This window comes from Bacteroides salyersiae (assembly GCF_031172035.1).
GTDB lineage: Bacteria > Bacteroidota > Bacteroidia > Bacteroidales > Bacteroidaceae > Bacteroides > Bacteroides salyersiae.
On sequence record NZ_CP133452.1, the window covers coordinates 1,304,307 to 1,323,812 of the forward strand.

General features: G+C 41.4%; 11 protein-coding genes. 2 read left to right on the forward strand and 9 right to left on the reverse strand.

Annotated features, from left to right (window positions below):
• Positions 1-289 precede the first annotated feature (289 nt).
• The gene (locus RB604_RS04835; RefSeq protein WP_005927663.1) at positions 290-1,120 is read left to right on the forward strand and encodes a hypothetical protein; all 831 of its coding nucleotides are present in this window, start codon (positions 290-292) and stop codon (positions 1,118-1,120) included.
• Between the two features lie 19 nt (positions 1,121-1,139).
• On the opposite strand, the gene RB604_RS04840 is transcribed toward RB604_RS04835, so the two are convergent.
• The 6 genes from RB604_RS04840 to RB604_RS04865 form a co-directional block, all read right to left on the reverse strand.
• Positions 1,140-2,072 (reverse strand): lysophospholipid acyltransferase family protein, encoded by a 933-nt coding sequence (locus RB604_RS04840; protein ID WP_055293617.1) that lies wholly within the window; start codon positions 2,070-2,072, stop codon positions 1,140-1,142.
• A 324-nt stretch (positions 2,073-2,396) separates the two neighbouring features.
• The gene (locus RB604_RS04845; RefSeq protein ID WP_007479399.1) at positions 2,397-3,521 is read right to left on the reverse strand and encodes a glycoside hydrolase family protein; all 1,125 of its coding nucleotides are present in this window, start codon (positions 3,519-3,521) and stop codon (positions 2,397-2,399) included.
• 18 nt (positions 3,522-3,539) lie between these two features.
• Complete coding sequence (locus RB604_RS04850) at positions 3,540-6,578, reverse strand: chondroitinase family polysaccharide lyase (protein WP_055293237.1); 3,039 nt, start codon at positions 6,576-6,578, stop codon at positions 3,540-3,542.
• 27 nt (positions 6,579-6,605) lie between these two features.
• Entirely contained in the window at positions 6,606-8,438 is a 1,833-nt protein-coding gene (locus RB604_RS04855; RefSeq protein ID WP_005927651.1) for an alpha-L-fucosidase, read from the reverse strand.
• A gap of 37 nt (positions 8,439-8,475) precedes the next feature.
• Positions 8,476-10,011, reverse strand: a complete 1,536-nt coding sequence (locus RB604_RS04860) for a sulfatase family protein (protein ID WP_005927648.1) — start codon at positions 10,009-10,011, stop codon at positions 8,476-8,478.
• 206 nt (positions 10,012-10,217) lie between these two features.
• Complete coding sequence (locus RB604_RS04865) at positions 10,218-14,258, reverse strand: hybrid sensor histidine kinase/response regulator transcription factor (protein WP_055293239.1); 4,041 nt, start codon at positions 14,256-14,258, stop codon at positions 10,218-10,220.
• A 73-nt stretch (positions 14,259-14,331) separates the two neighbouring features.
• Between RB604_RS04865 and RB604_RS04870 the strand changes: the two genes are divergently transcribed.
• Positions 14,332-14,973, forward strand: a complete 642-nt coding sequence (locus RB604_RS04870; protein WP_005927644.1) for a carbohydrate-binding family 9-like protein — start codon at positions 14,332-14,334, stop codon at positions 14,971-14,973.
• 1,030 nt (positions 14,974-16,003) lie between these two features.
• Here the strand turns inward: RB604_RS04870 and RB604_RS04875 are convergent.
• From RB604_RS04875 to RB604_RS04885, 3 genes are all read right to left on the reverse strand, one after another.
• Positions 16,004-16,939, reverse strand: coding sequence for a tyrosine-type recombinase/integrase (locus tag RB604_RS04875; RefSeq protein WP_007479395.1), 936 nt, complete (start codon positions 16,937-16,939; stop codon positions 16,004-16,006).
• A gap of 369 nt (positions 16,940-17,308) precedes the next feature.
• On the reverse strand, positions 17,309-18,079 hold the full coding sequence (gene lpxA, locus RB604_RS04880) for an acyl-ACP--UDP-N-acetylglucosamine O-acyltransferase (protein WP_055293241.1): 771 nt from the start codon (positions 18,077-18,079) through the stop codon (positions 17,309-17,311).
• Positions 18,080-18,107: 28 nt separating this feature from the next.
• Entirely contained in the window at positions 18,108-19,493 is a 1,386-nt protein-coding gene (locus RB604_RS04885) for a TolC family protein (protein ID WP_025819125.1), read from the reverse strand.
• Positions 19,494-19,506 lie beyond the last annotated feature (13 nt).

Below are 19,506 nucleotides of genomic sequence, written 5' to 3' on the forward strand. Positions count from 1 at the left end.
ATATGTTTTTAATTTGATATTGGATACGTGTTTTTATCATATTTCTCTTTCTAAATATCCCCGATGAGAATGAAATGGTTAGTTGTTAGGTGTCAAATTTTACAATTGGATACAATGATAGATGAATATAAGATGAAATTTATTTGTTTTTCATCTATATTTTATAATATGTTATTGTTTTAACTATCTTTGTAAAAAGATATTGGATTTGAATGTTTGTAGTGTTTTTATACAATAATAAAATATATAAAAACAATGATGCTGATTTAATTTTTTGAAACATTTTACAATGAAGAAGGTTTTCATTACATATGGTGATCAGAAGTATAAAGATTCCTTGCAACGGATAAAAAAAGAAGCGGAGGCATTGGAGATTTTTGATGAAATTCATCTTTACAACGATAAATTACTTCCGGATTTGTTTCAAGAATATGTAAGACAATACGAAAGGGGAGGCGGGTATTGGTTATGGAAACCGTATGTTCTTTTTGATGCTTTGAGCAAGGTTGATGAGGGGGATATCATTGTGTATGCTGATGCCGGATGTACTTTGTTGAGGCATACGGATTGGAAAGACTATTTTCGAATACTTAAAAGAAAAGAGGCCATTTTCTTTATAACGAAGGGCAAGAACAAGAAATGGTGTAAAAAGGAAGTATTTACTTTTTTCAATCCGAATAATAGTCTATGGAGAAATGCCTATCAGATACAAGCTACTTTTTTCATGATAAAAAAGACAAAAAGTAATGAAGTGATAAAGCGATGGTATCAATTGGCAACAACCCATCCTCACCTGTTTATTGATATTCATCAAGACGAGCGCTTTAAGGAAAATCCTTCTGTTAAAGAACATAGGCATGACCAGGCAGTGTTGACCGGTTGTATTTGCATGTCGAAAGATTTGCGACGATATTATCTGATACCGGAAAGGATGGAAAAAAGACTTTCGGGTGGGCAGGCAGTATTGGCATCCCGAATTTCAGCAGAAGGTATCCGTGGGGCAGACATGAGCAGCCCTGTGGAGAACCCATTTGTAACTTATATCAATAAACTGACGGAAAATCCATTGCGGAAATTCAGAACATTGCTGTTTTTCTATTTAAGCCGTATTTCCGTATAGACGGCTTCTTGTCACGGAATTAAAGCCGGCTAAGTTTTTTTTCCTGTATTTCTTTCGGATAGAGCTGATTATATATTTCACGTGTACGTTTCCAGCGTTTATGCGACCAAAGCCAATATGGCGGTTCGCGTTGAATTGTTTTTTCCAATAAACGGAAATATTGTTCAGTTACCTGAAATTGGGGCAGGTTTTTCGTTGAGTCGGCTATTTTTAGAAAGCGAGCCTTGTAATATCCTCTTTGAGGACGGTATACGTCCAGATAAAAGATTACGCAATCTGCTATTCTGGAGATTCGCTCAGCACCGGTAAACACCGGTGTGTCATGATTAAGGAAATCTGTCCAATAATGGATGTTATTGTATCCGGGAACTTGGTCTGATATGTAACCTACGATACTTTTTTGCCCCTTTTTTTTCCAGCCTAAAATGGTTCGGAAAGTGTCGTCCATTTGTATGGATGTAGCTCCGAAGCGTCCGCGCATGTATAGGAAAAGCCGGTCAAAAGCCTTATTCTCCAATGGATGATAAATTTGTGCGCTAATCCCTGCATTGCCCAAATGCATAGGAAGCGAACTGATCCATTCCCAATTACAATAATGCCCTAAGTATACCGAACAAGAACGACCTGCTTGGAAAGCTTCTGTAATCTGCTCGATTCCTTCGAAATACATTCGTTTTTGCATCTGTTTTTTACTCATGGAGAATAATTTCACCGTTTCCATCAGATAATCACAGAAATAAGAATAAAATCTTTTTTCAATGCATAAAATCTCATTTAAGCTTTTCTCCGGGAATGAAGAGATTAAGTTTTGCCGAACGACTTTCCGCCGGTAACGGATGCAATAATAAAGAGGAAAATAAAGCAAATCAGAGAATATATAAAGCAATCTCAATGGCAATAAAGAGATGATATACCAAAAGGCAAAAATCAAGTAATATAGAGAAGATTTCATACAGCCGAATTGATCCATAAGATTCTATACTTCCGCTTGAATTGGTTCAACAGAACCAAACAAGTATAACCGAAATTTGAAATATCGGACAAAACTAAAGAATATTTCTTATACGGACAACCCTTTGGTGTTTTTATTTGGCTTTAATTGAATGAAAACTTAACATTGTATCTTCGATCTCATTTTTCGAAAGAAGTGTATATCTTCTGATTTTATGTTGATATAGCTCGTTTCTTACTGCCTTTTTGTAGAGAAATAAAGGTAACCCAAAAAGATCTTATGACTCTCTTTCTGGGTACGAGGTGAATTCGTTTTTTTGTCTTGCTATTTTGCAATCGGAATTACCATGTTCCATGACCGTGTTGCATTATCAAATCCTCCGGGACCATCCATTGTTGCGAAAAATATATAGGCAGGTTTGTCATTTTCAAACAAGATGAACGGGCGTTCTAATTGTCCTTGAGTTGTAACTGTGCCATCTTCCCATTCCACGGTTTTGGAGTAAGCTTGTGCATCCTTATCTACTGTCCAGCGAATAGCATCTTTGGAGTGTGCCATTGCTCCGGCTTTGGATTCAACCGTATATTTTCCTACATGGTCTTTGAAGATGATATGATATCCTTCTTTATCTTTCCATAGGAACGGATCTTCGGCTTCTCCCTGGCCGTTTACTTGAAAGATGGGCTGATTGTTGTTCTGCACTTCATAAGGGCCTTCTATGTGTTTTGCTTTAGCGATTCCTAATGCCATATCAGAGTATTTGTCATTACCGATATATTCTCTTCCTTTAAATATCATTGTTACCGATCCGTCTTCTTCTACAATAGGAGAGGGGTTTGATGTCAGAAAACTATAAAAGGTGTTGGGCTTGGTCTTCAATATGGGTTCATCCAGACGTGTCCATGGGCCGTAGAGTGATTTTGATTTGGCGATACCTACTCTTTTATTGCTACGGGCCACGATGCACCACGGGCTTTCCAATGTAAGTTGTTCGGCTGTAGGAGTGTCAAAAGGGTGGGTAGATCCCATATAGATCAAATAATAAGTATCTCCGCTTTTTAAAATTCGGGGATTGTGAGCAGAACGTCCGTCCCAATATTGGGCACCTCTTTCTTTTAATGCAATGTCCGAGAGCTGGTAAGGTCCTTGTGGAACATCGCTGGTTGCATGTACGATTTCCGAAGCTACCATCCATCCCGGATGGAAAGGAAGAGACTTAGGAAAGCGGGATACGAACATATGGTATTTGCCATCTTCTCCTTTGATGACAGAACTTCCCCATACCCACCAGCCTTCACATTCGAAGGCTGGTGTTTTGTAGGCTTTCCCGAGTTTATGAAACAACGGGTTTTGTGATTCTGCTTTTTTTTGTTGTACCTCTTGCAAGGTTTGGGCATATAGGGCAGTTCCTATCAAAAGATATGCGATAAATAAGATTTGGCTTTTCATGTTTTACTTTGTTTGATTTTATTTTTTGTGAAGCTTTATTTCCAAACTTGCTGCATCCGTACAAGTGAATTCCAATACGGTTTTTTTGTTATCCGAAGAGAGGATTTTGCAGTAAGGAGTTTTGTCCATTTCCCACTTTCCTTTCAGTTCGATATGTACTGGTATGGGTTGGCTCGGGTTTCCTATCCAGGGACGGGAATAAATGCTGCGCTCGATACGTTTTCCCTTTTCATCGTATATATCGTCTGAAGGGCCCCGATACAGTGCGAGGTCCGGTTGGCATACGGTGAGCACTGCTTCTTTTTTATTCTCACGTAATAAGATGAGACAGGAAGTATCTGCTTTCTGTATGAGTCCTTTTGGCAGTGCGTCCGGAGTTTCGAATAAAACATAAGAGGTCGTATTGCTTTTCAAATCGCGTACGATGTGTGCATTACGGTCTTTTTGCAGTACTTTGTACGACGGCTTTTTGGCAAATGCACTCATCTCAGCCTGGTTGGTGCAGGGAAGGATGGCGTATTCATAAGAAGCGTTTTGGGGAGCTTTCCCATGGTCAATGGTTAGCGAAACCCAATCTCCTTGAGTCTTTTCGCCGGTGTTTTGCATACGGGAGTATTGCGGGAAATTTTTTTCGAATTGGGTTGTTACAGGAGTGTAGTAGCCTGTTCCGACAGGGTCTATCCAGTATTTTTCATTTTCTTTATAGTTCTTCCAGAAATTGCGGTCGGCATCGTTTTTTACGGCAAGCTGGAAGATGGTTGTTTCCGTAGGGTATTCACTGTTTGTATTTTCGATATCCGAACCAAGACATACGATTGTTCCGTCGAAGAAATGGAATGATTTACGGGCACGATGGGAACCGTTGTATTTATCATGTTCGTGAAGTTTCATCCCGAATGCTCCGTTGCGGTGTTCTTGTGAAATCCCTCCTGCGAATGCTTCGTCTGAGTACAGCATTTCTTCATATCCTGAGAAAACATCTACATTGAGGATGTTGGCTTCCAATTGGTCTACCGGGAGATGGATGGCTGTTGTGCCCGGTATGCGTCCCCAGTCGAATCCTTCTTCCTGCCATCCTCCACTGGTAGAGGATACCTCTTCTCCTTGGGGAGCTGTCATGATTTGCAAGCTGCCATGAGCCAGGTAGCGTCCGAAAAGGTTTGCACCCCGGTAATGTTCGGCAGCCCATAAATAGCGGGAATGTCCGCGGGCTACTGCAGACCAGTTGTTGCGGCGTTGTACCGATACACAGGCATATCCCATTGCCTTATTTCCTTCGGGAGTTTGTTCCGGGGTGAATCCTTTAGCGGACAGCAAGTCCGTAAATAGTTCTTCCTGTTTACTGCGTTTATAGGGCTTCTCTGTCAGGCGCAAATAAGCACCGGCCATGGCGGTATCTATTTCTTGGTGTCGGTCAGGAGAACCGGCGAGAGCCATAATGGCATAATGGCTGGGAATTAATTCTCCTTTTCCATTTGGATGCCGGCCGGACATGGAGAGAGGAAAACTCCGTTTGTTGCAATAGAAACGCATGGTGAGAAGTACTTCTTTGACCGTTTGGTGGGCCAATTCAGAAACGGCGAATCCTGTGTGACTCAATAGATAAATCATATTTGTAGCTCCTGTTAGTCCACCTGTGGCATATGCCGGATAATTGTTGCAATGATGATAGGCAGAGCCGTCTGCTTTAAAGGCATCATTCAAACCTTCTGCCGGTAAACAGCCGTTATCGATCCAACGTGAAAAAGATTTTAGATATTGTACTTTTTCCGGTGTGTCTTCCATAAACAGGATGCTGGCGATACGTCCGGTACTGAGGGTATTGAAGAAGTCGATATCAATCCCTGCTGTTTGGGGTTTATTGTATACGTCGTTCACTGTCGAGTACCAGAGCATTGCTTTTTCCGCTTCTTCTTGTTTACCTATCTCTTTGAATACTTCTTTCATCAGGAAATAGGCGGTGAAGAAAGTACGGAAACTATAACCGTAGTGAGTGATATTGCCCAAACAACTGCCATAAGCTACTCCCTGATCTGTGATATGGTCGTACATGGCTATGAACATTTGTTTAAGCACTGCTTTATCTTGAGGATTTGTTGTATTGTTATAGGCTACGGCTATTCTGTTCATCAGATTGAAAAAACTGCTTACATCCATATTGTTGGCAGCCATTAAGTTGCCTTTCCAATTCGGGAGGATACGTTCGTAGGCTTCGGCTGCCCGCCCATAAAAGAGAGGGAGTCCGGCAACTTTTCCGTCTTTGTATACGATGCCATAATGTTCGTAAGCTTTGCGTAAGTTGGCTATTGTTTGTGAGGTAACTTCGCCCGGAGGACAGATTATTTCTCTTAAGCGTTTTTCTATGATTTCAATTTCTTGTTTCTGAGTGTTGCTGACGGTTGCTTCCAATGGAATATCCGGAGTCAGTCTGGAATATTTCAGAGCGAACAACCAGTGATTACCGGTCTCTTTGTTCACGAATGGAACTTGTAAGTCGGCTGTCTGGTAGCGATGATCCATTTTGGCAGCGGTGAGCAGATGGTCGATATAAATCTCCCCTGCCACATCGGGAGCTGTGATCCGTATTTCGTTCATACCTTCTTCCGGAGTGCCTTTCATGTCTCTTTCGTAAGAAACCCAGGCAGCACGCCATCCATGAAAGTTCAATCCGAAAGGAAATGAGCTACAGGTCTTTCCGTCTTTTTGAAATTCGAATTGAAGCGTTTTGTCTATCGGTTTTTCGTTATATATCCATACCACAAAGACTGACAGATATTTGTCCGTTCCTGTCGGATCTTTCTTTTCAAATTTCAAATCCTTATGGATAATAATGCTTCCTCCCGGCTGGAATTTCCATTGGAGCGATTGTGTACCGTCTTTATAATGTTGACCGGAGATAGATAAATCAGAATGAATACCGGCGACGAATGAAGGTACTTCTGTTGATTCGAAGGACAACAGTCTGTCATGTTTCACTAATTGGGCTGATAGTAAAATCGGGCTGATGGCCATAATGGTGGCGCAAAGGCCATTTTTGAATGATTGATATTTTGTCATATGAATAGGGCTTTAGTGATAAAATAATTATTGTGTTTTGTAGATTAATTCTATTTTCATGATTCGTATATTATTTTCACTTTCACCTTGAAGGTCTTCTCCAAAATGACCGAGCCGGGTGAATGTTCCGATTTTGTCGATAGAAAGTTCTATTTTCTGCGTACCTTCTTTGGGGAATGTAACAGTACCGATGGTACTCCAAGTTTCCGGATAAGAGTTCTGGCGTACATTGGCCAGTTCGCCGTCTTTTTTAAGCAGGCGGTTACTGAGAATATTGTCTCCTGTTTTTAAGGTAACAAATGTTCCTTCTGCAAATGATTTTCTCCAGTGGCGACTGGTATATAGCTTTACTTCATACTCTCCGGGAATGTCTATTTCACATTCTAACAATAGGCTGCCGGTTTGCGGGTTGAAATTTTCGGTCGTTCCTCCTTCTGCGAAAGTTATTTTTCCCTTTTGGCCGGCCTTAACTGTTCCTGATGCTGCCGGAATGGAGATAATTCCTTCATTCATTAAGTTTCTGGTATCTGTTTTTATTGGAGTTTCGCAGACAAGTTTGATAACCGGAATTTTTTCATAGTCCAGTCCATCAGGGATTGTGATTGTTTTGACGGATTGCCGGTTAGCAACGGTTAATGGTTGTTGAGTTGCCAGTATCATCGCTTGCCGGATGTCTGAATGTAAGCCTTTTAGCAATATACAATTGTTTTGCGGACATTGTGTCAGGTGCAGGTATAGATTATTTTCTTTACGGGTGACATAGCCCCAAGGGAAATTATCATTGAATGGATTACCTTCTGTACCATAAATGGATTCGGAGTTTACTGCCATCCAGTTACCTACAAATTTTAGAATATCCACACTTGGCGTAGGTATTGTACCGTCTGCCATCGGACCGATATTAACCATATAATTAATATTGCGGCTTGCAGATTCGATCAAGGAACAGAGAATCTCTTTTTTCCCTTTCCAATGGTTGTCGTTCTTTTTATATCCCCAAGTATGATTTAAGGTTGCCACCATTTCCAGATCGGTTGTTGCTTTGCTACAAGGCATTTCATTGTCTCCCAATGGTCCATAATCTCCCAGGTTGTATCCTACACGCCCATTGATAATACAGTTTGGCTGTAACTCTCGTATCACATTGACAAATATCTGGCTTTGTTCAAGGGTCAGATCGAAAGGGGTATCGTACCATATTAAGTCAATATTGCCATACCGTGTCAGCAGTTCACGTATCTGTGGGAGCGCTTTATGTCGAATGTACCTGTCGAGGTTGGGTTTGACTTCTGATTTCGGTTTTCCATAGTGTCCATCGTATTCATTAGACATAACGGCTGCATCCTCTTCGTGCCAGTCCTGACGATGTGAATAGTAAATTCCGACTTTAATTCCGGCCTTTCGACAAGCTGTAATCAATTGTTTTAACGGGTCTTCTTGATATGGTGTCATTCTTATATTGAACTCACTGGCATCACTTGGATAAAGAGCGAATCCATCGTGATGCTTTGCTGTGAAAACGATATATTTGGTACCAGCTTGTTTGGCTAATGCGACCCATTCTTCCGGATGATAGTTCAGAAGTGTGAAATCTTTGGTTAGCTTATTGTATTCACTGTTAGGTATTTTGGCAAAGTTCTGTATCCATTCACCGATACCATCTATGTCTTTGCCGTTCCATTGGCCGGCAGCTACAGAATATAATCCCCAATGAATGAATAAACCGAATCGGGCTTCACGCCACCAGTTTAGTCGCGTTTCTGTTGTAGTATGGGTTGGTTGTGCAAGGATGAATTGATTGGAAGTACAACTCAGGACAACCAAGAGTATAAACAGTTTTTTCTTTAATAACAGATTCATTTTTTTTAGAATTAAGAGTGAATGTAATAGAGGAATTCTATTTTTTTACTTCTTCCAATAAGGTGGACAATTGCTTCACAATTTCCGGGTACTCATCGGCTACGTTCTGTTTTTCTGCAGGATCAGATGATAAATTGTATAGTTGTGGCTGTTTGTCGTTACCCAGTTCTATTTTTGTCCAATATTCAATGGCTGGTCCGTCGCTGGGTTCAATATATTTCCATTGTCCTTTTACGATGGCAAGGGTGTTGTTCAGGTTTTGTTGTACCACATAATCGCGATTACCGGCTTCTTTGCCAAGCAATACCCTTAGGTGTTCTTGGCTGTCGGGCGCTGCCCCTTTCCGTAAAGGTTGTTTCAGTAAGGCGGCAAGAGAGGCATAAACGTCAATTTGTGAAAAAAGGGCCTGTTGTTTGCTTGGTTTGATACCCGCAGGCCAACGGATAATAAATGGAATACGCGTGCCGGCTTCATAGGCACTATATTTGCCTCCTCTGTAGATACCCATCGGGGTATGTCCGTTCAACATTTCGAGGGCTTGGTCTTGATATCCGTCGTCAATAACCGGACCGTTGTCACTTGTAAAAATCAACATTGTATTGTCTGCCAGGTTCAGACTGTCCAGTGTATTCATGATTTCTCCAATAGTCCAGTCTAACTGTAAGATGACATCGCCACGAGTACCTAAGCCACTTTTTCCTGCAAAACGAGGGTGGGGTACTCGGGGGACATGTACATCTTGGGTACCCATGTATAAGAAGAAAGGTTCGTTTTTATGCTTAGAAATGAATTGTTTGGCTTTGTTGGTGATGATATCGGCAATATCTTCGTCTTTCCAGAGGGCGGATTTTCCTCCTGTCATCCATCCGATACGTGGGATACCGTTAATAATGGTGTTATTGTGTCCTTGGCTGGGTTTAAGAGTAACCAGTTCCGGATTTTCTTCACCTGTGGGCCAATTCCCTACTTTATGCTGATAATTTACCGTTATTGGATCGTTAGGATCGAGCCCCACTACGCGTCCGTTCTCTACAAATACACAGGGGACACGGTCTACCGTGGCAGGAATCACGAATTCGTAGTCGAAACCGATATCTTGTGCATTGGGAGAAATTTGTTTGTTGAAGTCGGTACCTCCTTTAGGCCCTAAACCGAGATGCCATTTGCCTACTACTCCGGTAGTATAGCCTGCATCTTTCATCATATCGGCCATAGTGACACAGGCTGTATCGATAATCAGCTCTGAATTTCCCGGGGCGATACCGGTGTTTTCCTGTCGCCAGGGATACATTCCGGTTAATAGGCCGAAGCGTGAAGGGGTACTGGTGGCTGATGTAGCGTAAGCATTGGTGAACTGGACACCTTGTCCGGCCAAACGGTCGATATTTGGAGTACTGATTTGGGTTGCTCCATAACAACTAAGATCACCGATGCCGAGATCGTCGGCGAAAATGTAGATGATATTAGGTTTTTGTTGTTTGTGATTTCTTGTTTCTTTGCTGGTTGCATTTCCGCAGCTACTTATTAGAGCAACACCGGGTAATAAGGATAAAGTATACAAGATTTGTTTCATGATCTTTTCTTATCTAAGGATTTCTTTGTTCTTTTAATATATGCAAAGATACCCCCAAATAAGGAAGAATATAGGCTAATGAAGTCCGAATTATAGGCAAGAAAAGTACATAATAAAGGGAGAAAGGAGATTTGAGAGGGGAGAAGTAGGCTGCGCTATCATGCTGCACAATAGTACTTCTCCCTTCTCAAATCTCCCCTCTTCCTTTATTCCTCATCTTCGCTTTCTTTTCCTTTTCGATAGCTCATCGGGCTAACATGGTATACATCTTTGAAACATTTACTGAAATATCGAGAGGAAGAGAAACCTACTCTGTCAGAGATTTCCGTAATATTCAGTTCCGGATTGCTTCGTAACATGATAGCTCCTTTTTTCAGACGAATGGTCAGAATAAAGTCGTTTGGCGTTTGTCCGGTTACAGCTTTTAGCTTGCTAAACAGGTTGGTACGGGCCATACCCATTTCCCGGGCAAAGGTGTTGACATTGAACTCCGAATCATCCAAATATTTCTCTATAATTTCCATGGCACGGTCCAGCATTTCTTTATCCATTGGATTAGTAGCCAGGATTTGTGCAAAGGCTTGCGGTTGTCTGGTGAATTTTTCCTGTAACTGGATGCGGGAGTTAACTAAATTGTTACAGCGTGACACCAGTATATTGATGTTGAAAGGCTTCGTAATGTAGTCGTCTGCACCGATTCGAAGGCCTTCTACAGTGTGCTCTACCGCAGTTCGTGCTGTAAGCAAAACAACAGGGATGTGACATGTGTTGAACTCTTTTTTTATTTGTTTGCACAACTCAGTACCAGACATACGTGGCATTACTACATCACTCAATACGATGCTCGGCATCTCTTTCTCCACCAATTCCATGGCTTCTACACCATCCGAAGCGGTGATAACTTGGTAGAATGTCCGGAATATGTCGGCTAACATCTCACGGATAGAAGCGTCGTCTTCAACAATAAGCATTTTTGCATCTGAGGGCTGTGAAGGGATGATGTCATTATCGAGGGCAGCTTCGGCCATTATAGCGGAGACACCGGGGTGCAGAGGCTCTTGTTGTTGCACGATTTCTTCTTTCAGAGAAATTTGATCCGGTTCGAAATGTCCGTTGCCCAACTTTAACGTGATGATGAAATTACTGCCTTTTCCGAGTTCACTTTCCACGGAAATTGTTCCGTGGTGCAATTCGATGATGCCTTTTGTTAATGCCAGGCCAATTCCGGTTCCTGCACCTACAGCTAATGAATCGAGTTGTTCGGTTTGATAGAAACGATCGAATATTTTATCTATTTCGGTAGCGTCGATACCCGATCCTGTATCCTGTATTTCAATAATTGCATTTCCTTTTTGCTTTTTCACACTGATCGAGATGGTGTCTTCTGCCTTGGTATGTTTCAAAGCATTGGAGAGCAGGTTATTGATAACTTTTTGTATTTGTTTCTGGTCATACCATACTTCAATATCCTCTGCTTCCTTCTTAAAGTTAAAGTTTATCTTTTTGCTGCTGGCATATTCCAGAAAAAGCAGGTAGTTTTCATAAAGGAATGTTACCAGGTTATGTTTGCTTACCTTAATTTTCATATGCCCCTGTTCCTGTTTCCGGAAATCCAAAAGTTCGCTTATCAATTCCCGCAACTGTAAACTACTTTTGTAAATTCTTAGTATTTTATTGTATACGTTAGGGGTGAAAGTTTGCACTTGTAACAGGGTTTCTATCTGGCCTACGATCAGTGTGAGCGGAGTACGGAACTCATGGGAAATATTGGTAAAGAAGCGCAATTTGGATTGATTGAGTGCTTCCAGATCTTCAATATGCTTTTTTTCGTATTTGAGAGATTCGCGTAGACGGATTCTGGAGTTGTAGGCATGAATAAGATACAGCAATAAACTTCCTACTGATATTATATAGATGAGATAAGCCCACCAGGTTTCATACCAGGGAGGCAGTATCCGTATTTTTAATCTGGTTTCTTTGATTTCATCCCGGTGTGTTTTGACTACGAATGTATAGTTTCCCGGGTTTAGGTTTGTATATGTGATGATATTTTGTCCGCGTTGCACGCTGCTCCATTCGTTAGAGAATCCTTCAAGGCGGTAAAGTATTTTATCTCGGTTGGCCGAAATATAATTGGAGGTGGTATAGCCTATGCTGAAGATATTCTGGTCGGCTTCTAAGGTGATTTCTTGCGTATATGAGAGGGCATATTGTAGAATCCCTGTTTCGTCATCCGGAGTAACCTCTTTTCCGTTAACAATCAGGCGTGATAGAAGAATATTATATGATTTAGGTGTAAAATAGAGTTTTTTCTCGTGAAAAGATATCATTCCCTGTACCCCACCCAAAAACACGTCACCGTCACGGGTTATATAGAGTGCGTTTTCATTGACGGCTGTTAGCGGGAATCCGTTTTCAATACTGTAATTATGAAATGTCTTGTTAGGAACATCGAATTTGGAGAATCCTTGATTGGTAATGAGCAGCAAACTGTTTTGTTCAAAAGAGGATTCGCACACTTCATAAACACAATCACTGGAGAGCCCGTTTTTCTGCATGTCGAAGTTCTCGAAACTGTTGTTTTCCTTATGATACAAATCAAGTCCGCTACCGGAGGTGGAAAACCACAGACGGCCTCGGCTGTCTTGCATAATGCTGTTTACATTGTTGTTGCTGAGACTACCGGATATTTCCGGGTCGTGACGATAGTTGGTTAACAGGTCGGTATCGAAACGGTAGCTGTATACACCTTCGCCCGTCGCGGCAATCCATAACGTGCTGTCTTTATCCATAAAAAGATCTGCTACCATCCTTATGGCTTGTCCCTCTTTGGTATCCTTAAATAGTTGCCGGCAGATACCTGTTGCCGGATCGAAAAGGCATACTCCGTTTTGGGTACCTATAATCAGTTGGTCGCGATAGGGGGTTATGTCCCGGATAATGTCCGAAGGTAATGAATTCGGATCGTCTTCTTTCATCCGGTAATGGGTGAAGGTATTGGTGCGCAAATCCAGCTTGTTGAGTCCGCCCAAGTGAGTGCCTATCCACATCTTTTCTGCCTTTTCATCATAATAGATCGCTTTGACGTTGTTGTGTGAGATACTATTTTTTCTTTCTTCATGGCGGAACCATTGAAAAATTCCTTTTTTTCTGTCATAAACGTTCACGCCGCCTCCTTCTGTGCATATCCACAAGTTTCCGTTCTTGTCTTCTATCATACGGCCGATGATGGGGCTGCTCAATCCTTCTTGTTCTGTATCGGTTGCCTTGTATCGGGTATAAATTTCGTATTCCGGATTAAAGTAATTGACACCTCCGAAATAAGTACCCAACCATAAAGTTCCTTGGGCATCTTTTACAATACACCAGATAGAGGAGTGTGTAAGGCTTTCCGTATCATTGTTTGCTACATAATTGTCGAAGCGCCCGATACTTTTCTGATAACGGTTCAGCCCTTTGAAGGTACCTATCCATATGTTACCGTTATTATCTTCACAGCAATCTCTTACAAAATCGGATGCAATACTGTTGGGATTTTGCGGGTCGTGGCGCATGTTGTGTATAACACCGTCTTTGTCCACATGGTATAATCCGTATTCCCAGCTCCCTATCCATAATTCGCCTGAGGAATCCTGATAGATACTCGTTGTATTCCCTTTTTCAATGGGATGAGTGAGTACTTTTTCTTTGTCTAATTTGTAGACCCCACTGTTATCGGTTCCCATCCACAGACTACCTTCATCGTCGAGGTGAAGGCAGGAAATAGAGATGTCTTTGCCCGCCAGATGATAGGAAAGGTCGAAATTCCGTGTCTCTTTGTTGTATACGTATACTTCGTCTTTTTTTCCGATAAAGAGACGTTTATTGAAGTAAATACTGGTGACGTTCCCTTGCAGAAGTGTTGTAAATTTCTGCGTGATTAGATCGAATTCGGCAACACCTTCCGTACACAACAGAAAGACCTTTCCTTGCTGATCGCCCGTAATACGAAGTACTGTATTGCAGAACAGACTGTTCGGATTGTTTTTCTGTAGCTTGAAAGTTTTAATATCGCTACCGTTGTAACGATTTAATCCTTCACGCGTACCGATCCAAAGTACCCCTTGCTCGTCCACGTAAAGACTGTTCACAGAGAATTGTGATAAACCGTCATCGGTGGTCAAATGGTTGAAAGTGATGTTTTGTTTTTGAGCAAGAACCGTGGCTATGTTCAGTATAATTAAAAATAAAAGAATTAATTTTTTCACTTTTTATCGGGTTTAAGGTGAAACTAATCACAAATATATTACTTTTGTTTGACTTATAGAAATACAAGAAGCCATGAAAGTAAAAAAAATTAGTGTAGCTAATGTGGAAGTCAGTTCACTTCCCAAATTGCTGGATGAAGAAAAGATCGGTTTCCAGCCTGTCAGCAAAGTGAATTGGAACGAATATCCTTATTGCCCGAAAGTCGAATTCCGGGTTGCTCATACGGAGGATGCCATTTTACTGCATTTCAAGGTAACGGAAGCCAGTGTGCGTGCCCGTTATGGCGAAGATAATGGATCGGTGTGGACGGATTCCTGTGTGGAGTTCTTCTCTATTCCGGCCGGCGACGGAATCTACTATAACATTGAATGTAATTGTATCGGTACTGTTCTTGTGGGAGTGGGACCTCAACGGAACAATCGCGAACATGCTCCTGCGGATGTTACAGCGCAGATACAGCGTTGGTCAAGTCTCGGACGTACCCCCTTTGAAGAGCGTGTAGAGGAGGTGACCTGGGAGGTCGCTTTGGTTGTTCCTTATACTGTGTTCTTTAAACATCAGATAACTTCGTTGGATGGAAAGGAGATCAAAGCTAATTTCTATAAATGCGGCGATGAACTTCAAACTCCGCATTTTCTTTCTTGGAATCCGATAGAGATAGAACAACCGGATTTTCACCGTCCGGACTTCTTCGGTACGTTGGAAATGGAATAAACTTTTGCACAGGATTTCTTCCTTTCTTTTTTTACACTCTAAAAACATCCCCATGTTGTCATACAGAACATGGGGATGTTGTGCATGAATACATCCCCATGTTTTATATAAGAACATCCGGATGTTGTTGTAGTAAGAGTTTAATGTTCGTTTTAAATGAAAGCTACTGCTTATCTGTATAAAGATCTATTGTTGTTGATAAGAATAGTATAACTTTTAAGGTCGTGTTAAAGGTTTGTTTTTAAGTTCTCTTCTCAAAATAATGCCGGGCAAAGTTTAAATAAGTTTTAAGAATCGGAATTATAATTCTCAAAACGGTTTTAAAAGACCTTCGTATCAAGTCTCTTTTTATAAATGTTTTATGTAAATTACCAAATAGAGTGGGCATGTCAAATACTTGAGATGAAGAGTATAAAGAAAATGGTCCCACTCTTTTGGTAATCCTTTTTGATCAGAAAAGGCGAATAACTGTGATTATGCCTCTTTCCTTCAGTTCCATGAGGATTCTTTCCTCTTTTCTGCTACGGGCCTTTGATCTATGTGCCAAATTGTAAACCCGCCATGGGGTAGAATTGTACTCAAACGCAATTCTAATGTACTCATTTCTGTTTTCTGAAAATAAAAAATTACCAAACCATTTTGTCATAAACCACTTGTTTTGTTTTTCTGTATTGATAATGTATTTTGGGCTGTGCTCTTCTGTTACTTTGTAGGTAACGGAATAATGATAAAATACACCTCTGAAAGCGTTTAGAGAGACTACTGTTTCAATTGATTTATTGTTTGATGTAGAGTAAATGTCATAGCGATGTGATCCATATTTATCGGAATGAATATGGAGAGAACTCTTTTTTGCTTTTGCAGAAAAACTCCACTTAATTTTTTGGGAGAATATTGTTAAATAATTGATATTTGAATAGTGTTTCCTCGCATTGATAAAAAAATGTGATGTTTATTTTGCTTTTACGAAAAATATATTGATCTTTGTGACAAAAATAAACTCTGTTACCTACAAAGTAATGTGTCATAATTAATTCACCAAACGATGCTGTGCTATTGATGAAATGACTTTCCTGTTGGCATCATCTATTTTCGTTGCATTGAAGGGTTTTAGATAGGTTTCCGTGACTGTTATGGATGAGTGTCCCATTGCTTCCGAGATGATTCCCGGATGGATTTCATTGTAATAGGCCAAGGTAGCCCATGTATGGCGGGCCGTATAAGAGCTTAAATGAGTTTTCAAATGCAGTATTCCTTTGAGTTGATTGAGCTGCTGATTGAAAGTACGTAAGGCCCATTGGTATTCACGGTAGGACTCTATACTGCCCTCTTTACCCGTCAGAAATGGAAATAGGTAGGGAGAGTGAGGATCGGTATCCATGTATTCATTTAAAATAGCCCATGCTTCCCGGGGGATGTCAATGGTTAGCTGCCTGCCGGTTTTGCGACGCCGGTAAGAGATTGTATTTCCGTTTAGGTCTTTCTTATGCAAGTTTACCAGGTCTGCGAAAGGTAAACCACGAAGTAGGAACATGAGGATAAACAGACCGTGCGTGCGAGAGTGTGTCTCCGATATATCCCGGTTTTTCCAACTCTGAAATATTTGCGCCATTTCCTTGGCGTTCAGTGCCTTTTTCCGATCTGCACGTGTACCTGTATATACTTGTTTGAATAATCGCGGGATATAGGGTGCCAAGTGCCTGTCGACAGCCCGATTATAAGTTGCCCGGATTGTGCGCAAGTAAGTGGAGACGGTATTCCAACTGAGCTGCTTCTGTCTTAAGTAGAACTCGAATCCTTTCAGTAACTCTGGAGTTATTTTCTTAAATGGTATCCTGTCGGTACGATAAAATGCAATAAGATTGCTCAGGCTATTTTTGTATATATGCGCTGTTCCATAGCTATTGCCTTGCTCAAACTTACAAATAGTTGCACGCATGAAGTTCACGAAATCATCTTGTCTCATATTTTCTAATTTTAGTTTATGAATAATGGATAAAAATCTGTTGTTCTTCCATTTTTATGGATGATGGTATATATCATTACAATTTATGGGGATGGAAGATGATAAAGAACAAATTTAGAGGAAAGTTATCTTAATTTTTCAGACTACTTAGCTTATAGAGGAGACTATTAACTTTCATTTTTGAAATTGGGGAAGATGTACTTCTTTGGCGAAGGATTATTGTCGTATGTAGAATAGATTGTGGGCACGTTGGGGTATCGGGCTATTTTCAAGGTTGCCGGTCTCTTTTATTTTGGAAATAAAAAAACTCCATTATTCTAAAAAAGAACAATGGAGTTTTTTATACTAAATGCAGATTTTAATCTGTAGTTATTTTACAATTCCTCGTTCGGATCCTTTCACGAAGTTAACTATATTCTCGATCTCTTCGCTCATAGGAACCTGGTCTACGATTTTCTGTACAGCATCTGTAATACTGAAGTTACCTTGATAGATCAAACGGTAGGCATTGGCAATATGACGTAAGATACGTTCTGATGTATTGTGATGCTGGGTAAGTACTACAGCATTCACTCCGTGATAGGTAGTGGGATTGCCGGACATAATCACATATGGGGGGACATCCTTGGAAATACGACATCCGCTCTGAACCAATGACCAGTTACCCACGCGACAATACTGATGCAAGATTACATTACCGCTCAGGATGACACAATCATCGAGTTTGCATTCACCGGCAATGGTTGTCTCGATACCGGCTACGCAGTGATTGCCAATCTGAACATCGTGGCAGATATGTACTTTGTCCATCAGGAAGTTTTCATTACCGATGCGGGTTGCATTACCGGAAAATGTGGCACGACTGATCACTACATTCTCACGGATATGATTATTGTCACCGATAATCAGGCTACTGTCTTCACCTGTATAATGAAAATCCTGAGGCTCGGAACCTAACACTGCATGGTGGTGTATCTTATTGCCTTTTCCCATACGGGTACCATTCAGAACACTGGCATAAGCCATGATTATACAGTCGTCCCCGATTTCGACATCTTTTTCGATATAGGCAAACGGTTGGATAGTGACATTCTTTCCAATTTTTGCTCCGGGATCTACATAAGCTAACGGACTAATCATGATATTTACGATTTACAATTAATACCTTTTAATTTTCTCTTCCGCCACCTAATGCTTGGTAGAGACTGACTACGGCTTGCATGCTGTCGAAATGGTCGGATACTTGTGACAGACGCGCACTCAGCAGTGACTGTTCGGCCGAGAGAACTTCCAAATAGGTTGACGTGCCTAAATTAAACAATTCTTTTGTATATTCGGCGCCTTTTTCGGCAGATTCTACTTGAAGTTGACGTGCAGAGGTCTTTTCGGCGGTAGTCTGGTATAAAGAGAGCGCGTTGCTTACTTCACTGCCGGCATTTAATACGGTCTGTTGGAAAGCGAGTTTAGCTTCTTCCTGCTGTGCCTTGGCTATCTTTAAACGGGCGATGTTGCTGCCGCGATAAAAGAGAGGCTGGGTCAGTGAACCGACAACAGAGGCAAGGAGTTTACCTGGGTTAACGATAACACTACCGGCACTGTTTGTCCAGCCGGCTGAACCGCTAATCGTGATTTGCGGATAGAAAGCAGCGCGGGCGGCATTGGTATTATAATAAGTACTTGCCAGATTCATTTCGGCGGCTTTCACGTCCGGACGATTGGATAATAGCTGCAAAGGTACGCCAACAGAGAATTGTGTGGGTAATTGCTGCTCTTCCAATGTGCTGCGTTTGATAGCTTGCGGTGCTTGTCTTAAAAGCATGCAGAGGGCGTTTTCGGCTTCGCGGATACTTTGACGGATAGCCGGTAGAGAGGCGATAACCTGCGCATAGGCGGCTTCGCTTTGCGCAACGGCGGCAGCATTCGTCATACCTGCATCTTTCATGGCACGCATCGTTTCTACGTTGCGTTTCATTACATCGGCTGTTTGTTCGGAGATTTCCAACTGTTTGTCCAACATCAACAAGGTGTAGTATGTATTGGCAATGCCGGAGATAATCTGAGTTTGTACGGCTTGGCGGTATGCTTTCGTTTGTAGAAGAGCTACCTGAGAACCTCTCTTTGCATTTAACAAATTACCGAAGAGGTCGAGTTCCCAACTGGCGGTTACCGGTAAGGAATACGTTTTGGTTGCGGCACTTTTATCGAAACTGCTGATAGTACCCTGAGGGGATAATGCCAGCATTGGAGCATAGGCAAGACGGGAAGTCATCAAAGCTGCTTGTGCTTCTTTTACTTTCAGTATGGCGGTCTGCAGATCGGTATTATTCGCCAATCCCTGCTCAATGAGTGTTTGTAGCTGAGAATCGGTGAAAACCTCTCTCCAAGGCAGATTCCCGAAGTTGGTCGTATCGGATACCAACGTATCACCTCCTGCTACCGTATCACGGTATAAACCGGAGATCTCAATATCCTCGGGTCTGTCGTATGATTTATAGATGTGGCAACTGCTTAAAAAGGCAGTTGCACACAACATACATATGATTTGTTTTTTCATGCTTAATTTTTTT